Origin of the sequence: Pseudonocardia sp. ICBG1293, assembly GCF_020131355.1 — a bacterium.
Lineage (GTDB): Bacteria > Actinomycetota > Actinomycetes > Mycobacteriales > Pseudonocardiaceae > Pseudonocardia.
In genome coordinates, this window is record NZ_JAHLEL010000022.1 from 109,335 (window position 1) to 115,334 (window position 6,000).

The following is a 6,000-nucleotide window of genomic DNA, read 5'->3' on the forward strand; positions in this document are numbered from 1 at the left end:
GCACGGCCCCGCCTAGGGTGACGACCCCGGCGATGACCAAGCCGAGCACACCTCGGCGGTCGTAACGCGGAGCGGGTTCGAGGAACGACCGCCCCACCCGACCACACCCCTTCCCGGTCCGTCCGCCGTGTCCGTGATGTCTGCCTTGTCCGAGAATATCGCTACCGCAGGTTCCAGCGTTACCGCGGGCGGTAACAACCACCCGGTGGCGCGCGGCGGCGGTGTGAGGCCTCATCCGCACCGGCCTGCCACAGTCTCCGCATTCGCGAGCGTCGCCCCGACCGAACACGTATGATTCCATCGATTGTGATTCCGTTCAATCAGGTGGTATTACCGGCTGTAGATCGATGGTTCTGGTCGGGGTGAGAGTGGTGGCGGTGCGGGAGCGTCCGTGTGTGGCCGGGGTCGCTGGCGGGGTCGGCACGAGCCTGCTCGCCGCCGGGCTGGGTGGTGTGGATCGGGGTATCTATCGGGCTCGGACGCCGGTGTCGGTGGTGGTGTGTCGGTCGACGGTGTCCTCGGTCGGCGGGGCGGCGCGCGCGTTGCAGCACACCCCCGCGGCGCCGGTCCTCGCGGTCGTCGCTGATACCCCCGGGGCTGGGTTGGGGTCGAATACGCGGAATCGACTACGCAGTATCGAGCCGCACACCGCAGGGATCGTGCACATCCCCCTCGTACCAGAGTGGCGCGACAGGCTCCGTCCGATCCGCCGAGCCGCAGCGCTCCTGACCCTGGACCCCGCCGCGCTGTCGAAACCTGAACGGGCCCTTGCCCGTGCTCTGCATCAGGTGATCGACGCCGTCCTCGCCCTCCCCGACGCCCACGATGCGACAGGCCCGGGCGAGGACGTCTCTCCCCGCGCCGTACGGGTCGCTGCGCCGGATACGGGCGCAGCCCGGGTACGTCTGGCATGACCACCACCCCGCCGGCCCCACCGCTCCCCTGTTCCTGGTCGAGGAGTCCCCATGTCTCTGATGATGTCCGCCGCGGTGTCGGTGGCCGACACGACCGCTGTGCTGGATCCAGCACAGGAGCTGGTGGTGGATCCGGGGCAGGTACAGCCGCCGAACCCACCGCCGGAGCGCCCACCCGGGGAGTTGGGGACCTTCGTGGACCGGATCATCGGCTGGATCAAGTGGGGCCTGATCGCCGCCGGGGTCGTCGGGTTGTTGGTGTGCGCGGGGATGATCGTCATCGGGCGGAAGCGGAATCACGCGATGGCCATCGACGGCCTGACCGGCACCCTGTGGGGCGTCGGCGGCCTCGCTCTCGCTGCGGGGGCCTCGGGGATCGTCGCGGTGTTCCTCTAGGGCTGAGGTTCGGTGAGGAGCTGGGAGCGGATGAAACCGGAGATGTCCTTCTCGTCCGGGGAGGGTGGGTCGAGGTAGCGGACCTGCAGGTCCCGGCCGGCGAACAGGATCATCCGCCTAATGATCTCCTCATCCAGTTCGGTGAGGCCGTTGGTCGAGAGGCCGGCGTTGAGCCACAACCAGGCCGACTGCATCGCCGACACCGCCTGACAGACCCCGTCAGCGACCGCGGTCCCGCCGGGCAGCTCCCCCGTGGCGAGCACGGTCAGCGTGAGCACGACACCGTCGGTGGGGTCGGGCAGCGGTGCGACCGTCGCGTCGACGATGCGGTCTTCTCGGATCTGCTCGACCAGGAACTCCGAGAGGACGTAGTTGACCTCGACCGGGTTCTCCCACCCCAGCGACGGGAACACCTGACCGACCGAAACGAGAAGAGCACCACCACCACCGGCGCCATCACCATCACTCACGACCGGTCATCCTTCCCGACCTCCCCGGCCGGGCCCGCTCCGGTATCCCGCACGTCCACGTCCACGTCGGCGGAGGTGGTGTGAGGTGGGGTTCTGGACTGATCCTGGTGGGGCGTTGGCGGAGTCCGCGGCGGAGATCCTCGCCGCGCTGTTGACCTGGTGGCTGGCCGAGGGCACCGTCTTCGACGGCCTTCAGGGGCATGCGGAGCGGTTCGCGGTGCTGACCGGCCCGCTTGTGGCCGCGATCGTCACCATCTGCTTGTTGTGTCAGGTGGGGAAGATGATCCTGACCCGCCGCGGTGAACCCCTCCTCGAGGCTGCCGCGGGCTTGGTGCGGTTCGTGCTGGCCACCACCGTCGGGGTCCTGCTCACCGTCACCACGCTCGCCGCCGCGGACGCGGCGACCACGCACTTCCTCGGGACGGCGCTGCCGGAGTTCGTCGACCGTCTCACCACCGTCCTGCAGCTCTCGCAGATGGGGGTGGGGTCGCAGATCCTGCTCGGCACCGTCGTCCTCATCCTCGCTGCGCTGCAGTGGCTGGCGATGTTCGTCCGCCAAGCGGGGATCTTCGTCCTGATCGCCCTCCTGCCGATCGCTGCGGCCGGGGCGCTGTCCGGGGCGACCCGACGGTGGCTGCCGACCGTGATCGCCTGGCTCGCAGCACTGATCTTCTACAAACCGATCGCTGGGCTGATCTATGCGGTCGGAATGACCCTGATCTCCACCCCGACACCGGCCGGGGGTAGGCCGGAGTGGGTGGCGATCCTGGTCGGGATCGTCATCCTCGCCCTTGCGGTGATCGCGTTGCCGGTGTTGATGCGGTTCTTCTCCTTCACCGGCACCACCCTCACCACCGGCACCACCCTCACCACCGGCTCCGCGGGCGGCATGGCCGCCGGGGCGGCGACCGGGGCGGTCTCCCTGGCCGAGATGCGCGGCGGACGATCCATGGAACTCACCGGCCCCGACAGCGGCCCCGCCGGGACCACCCCCACTCCGTCCCCTTCGGCGCCGACAGGTTCTCTCGTCTCGGCGCTACCAGCACCGGCGCGGGTGGGGGCATCGGGAACAGTCCGGGAGGAGGGGGTCCCTCAGCACCGGGAGCGCCTCCCGGTGCTGCGCCCGGGCCGCAGAACACCCCGGCCCCCGCACCAGCATCCGGACCTGCGCCGGGTGCAGCGGCCGGAACCAGCACCAGCATGGCGGGTGCCGGGGCTGGGGCTGCAGTGTCGGGGTCGGCGCGGTCGCGGCCGCCGGAGCGGCGGCGGTGCAGGCCGCGCAGTCAGCTGCCGCGGCCACCACCGAGCAGATGACCAGCACCACCAGTGAGACACCCGCTTCCGGAGCAGGCGGGAGCGGGGCGCCGTCGGGTGCGGCCCAGACGCCACCCGGCGCAGGAGACACAGGAGCAGACCGGTGATCACAGGTGAGTAGCAGCCCGGCCGGGGTCACCCGTCGGACCTATGGGAACTGGCGCCGGGCGCGCGGGTTCGGCATCGGCACCCTGTCCCCGACCGAGACGAAGGTCGTGTTCACCGCCCTGGTCGCCCCCGCGTTGGTCGCGATCGGCTCCGGCCGCGCCGCACTCACCCTGGCCGCGGTCGGGGCGGTGCTGGTCGCGGTCACCGTGGTCAAGGTCGACGGCCGCTCCCTCACCGGTCTGGCACTACGTCGGCTGCGGTTCCACCGTGCGGCCCGCGCGGGCTGGACCGAGCTCTCCGGCGGGCTACTCACCGAGCATTCCCGCCGCCACGACCTCCCCGGCCCCCTCGCCCCGGTGGTGCCGCTGTCGACCGACGACGGCCGCGGCGACCGTCAGGGCCTGTTGTGGGATCGGCGCACCGGGACCCTGACCGCGGTCCTGCGGGTCTCCCCGGTCGGGCTGGATTTGATCGACCGCACCCAGGCTGACGCCTGGGTTGCGCAGTGGGGCGGCTTCCTCGCCGACCTCGGCTACCAACCCATGATCCGACACCTCACCGTCACCATCGACACCTCACCCACCGGCGGCACCACCCTGCGCGACGACGTCACCACCCGCCTGCACTCGGCCGCACCAGCGGCGGCGCGGGCGGTGATGGCCGCGCTCGCCGCCGCCGCACCGTCCTCCGCCGCCGAGATCAACACCTATGTTGCGCTCTGCTTCGACCCCGCCCGGGCAACACCCCGCCCGCCGGACCTCCCCGCAGCAGTCGCCGAGGTCACCCGCTGGTTGCCCGGCATGGAACGTGCCCTCGCCGCAACCGGGGTCGCGGTTCTGGGACGTGCCACCACCCCCTGGCTGACCGATCACCTACGCGCCGCCTACGACCCCGGCGCCCGCGCTGATCTCGCCGCTGCTGCCGCTGCTGGTGGCGGCGTCGGTGTGCCGCCGGGCTTGGCAGAGCACCCGGCATCGGGGTGGGCTGCGGAGTGGGCGGATGCGGCGCCGATTCGTGCTCGGGAATCCTGGGATCACTGGCGGCATGACTCGGGGATATCGGTGTCCTGGGCGATGATCGACGCACCGAGACAAGCTGTCATGGACCGCATCCTCGCCCCGCTCCTGGCCCCCGGGCCCTTCGCGCGGCGCACCACCTTGCTCTACACCCCCTTCAGCGCCGCCGCGGCGGCGACCGAGGTGGAACGGGAGATCACCCACACCCATATCCGCCGCTCCTGGGCCCGCAAAACCCGCCGCGACGAGACCCAACGCGACCGCGACGACCTCGTCCGCGCGATCCAGACCGCCCGCGAAGAAGCCGAAGGCGCCGGCCTGGGCCGCTTCACCCTCTATGTCACCACCACCGTCACCGACGAGACCCTGTTGCCCGCCGCTGTCGCTGACTGCGAGCAACGCGCCGGCCACAGCAAACTCCGGCTGCGCAGGCTCAACGGCGCCCACGCAGCCGGGTTCGCCGCCGCCCTCGGCCTCGGCGTCAACCCTGACGAACTCCACCACCGCCACTAACACCCATGCCTCCCCGTACCTGCCCATACATCTCCACGCACTCCTATACCTGCCGTTACCTGCCGTTACCTGCCGTTACCTGCCCTTATCCAGCCGGAGAGCCCCGGAGAGAGCCGGAGACATCGATGAGGTGCCCATGACCACGACATACCTCGTTCCCGACTGGCCTGGTGAGCCGACGCATCCGGCGGCGCCCGACCTTGTCACCGCGCAGCAGACCCGGTGCCGGAACCTGCCGCCGGCGTGGGGCTGGCCCGCCCGCGGCGGCGGGCGCGCGGCGAACGTCGAGCCCGGGATCATGTGGCAAGCCACCACCAGCCAGGTGTGTGGGTTGTTCCCGTTCGCCGTGGCCGGCGGCGCCGCCCCCCGCGGTGTCCCCGTCGGCCGCCACCTCCACACCGGGGAACCCGTCGGCCTCGACCCCGCCCACTGGCTCCGGTCGGGACTGGTGTCCAACACCGGCATGTGGATCCAGGGCCAACCCGGGATCGGGAAGTCGACGATCGTGAAACGTCTGCTCACCGGCCTGGTCGCGTTCGGGGCGACCGCGGTGATCCCCGGCGACGTCAAAGGCGAATACACCCCGCTCGTCGACCACCTCGGCGGCACCGTCTGGCGCCTCGGCCGCGGACTCCACTCACTCAACCCGCTCGACGCCGGGCCGTTGCGCGCCGCCCTAGCCGCAGCAGTCGGGTCCGAACGAGCCCGGTTGGTCGAGACGATCCGCGCCCGGCGCCTCTCGCTACTGGAGGCCCTGGTGGTGATCGTGCGCCGCGGGCCGATCACCGTCACCGAACGCCGCCTGCTCGACACCGCCCTCGACCACACCACCAACACCACCGGCCACGACGCAGCTCGCGAGACGGAGCCGACAGTGCCTGATGTCCTCGGAGTGCGGTTCCCCCATGATCGGGGAGGCATCAGCTATAAGGGGTGGCGATGCCAGAGGTACGGAAGCGATACGACCGGGAGTTCCGTGACGGTGCGGTCCGGATCGTCGAGGAGACCGGCAAGCCGATCGCCCAGATCGCCCGCGACCTGGGGGTCAACGAGGGCACACTGGGCAACTGGGTGGCCCGAGCGCGGGAGGCCCGCGAGGACACCGAAGGCCTCTCCCGGGGTGACATCGCCGAGCTCAAGCGGCTGCGGGCGGAGAACGCCGAGCTGCGGATGGAGCGTGATGTCCTCAAACGATCCGTGGTCCTGTGGGTCAAGGAGGCGACGAAGTGAGCGTGGCACGTTTCATCGCCGACCAGAGGACCTTCCACC

5 protein-coding genes are annotated in these 6,000 nt (G+C 70.8%); 4 read left to right on the forward strand and 1 reads right to left on the reverse strand.

The features are described from left to right. Window positions 1-965 precede the first annotated feature (965 nt). Entirely contained in the window at window positions 966-1,310 is a 345-nt protein-coding gene (locus tag KPF47_RS12255; protein ID WP_224388988.1) for a hypothetical protein, read from the forward strand. Here the strand turns inward: KPF47_RS12255 and KPF47_RS12260 are convergent. Then, a complete protein-coding gene (locus KPF47_RS12260) occupies window positions 1,307-1,723 on the reverse strand; it encodes a hypothetical protein (protein WP_224388989.1) in 417 nt (138 codons plus the stop codon). The two genes, KPF47_RS12255 and KPF47_RS12260, sit on opposite strands and share 4 nt — an antisense overlap. A gap of 142 nt (window positions 1,724-1,865) precedes the next feature. Here KPF47_RS12260 and KPF47_RS12265 point away from each other — a divergent pair, with 142 nt between their 5' ends. From KPF47_RS12265 to KPF47_RS12275, 3 genes are all read left to right on the forward strand, one after another. Next, a complete protein-coding gene (locus KPF47_RS12265; protein ID WP_224388991.1) occupies window positions 1,866-3,110 on the forward strand; it encodes a hypothetical protein in 1,245 nt (414 codons plus the stop codon). Between the two features lie 97 nt (window positions 3,111-3,207). Next, entirely contained in the window at window positions 3,208-4,731 is a 1,524-nt protein-coding gene (locus tag KPF47_RS12270; protein ID WP_374108833.1) for an SCO6880 family protein, read from the forward strand. Between the two features lie 939 nt (window positions 4,732-5,670). Beyond that, entirely contained in the window at window positions 5,671-5,961 is a 291-nt protein-coding gene (locus KPF47_RS12275) for a transposase (RefSeq protein ID WP_178374588.1), read from the forward strand. The last annotated feature ends 39 nt before the right edge of the window (window positions 5,962-6,000 follow it).

What these genes read in the sequence shown, in the direction of transcription:
- KPF47_RS12275 (WP_178374588.1), top strand. Translation starts at nt 5,671, where the DNA reads ATGCCAGAGGTACGGAAGCGATACGACCGGGAGTTCCGTGACGGTGCG.
- KPF47_RS12255 (WP_224388988.1), top strand. Translation starts at nt 966, where the DNA reads ATGTCTCTGATGATGTCCGCCGCGGTGTCGGTGGCCGACACGACCGCT.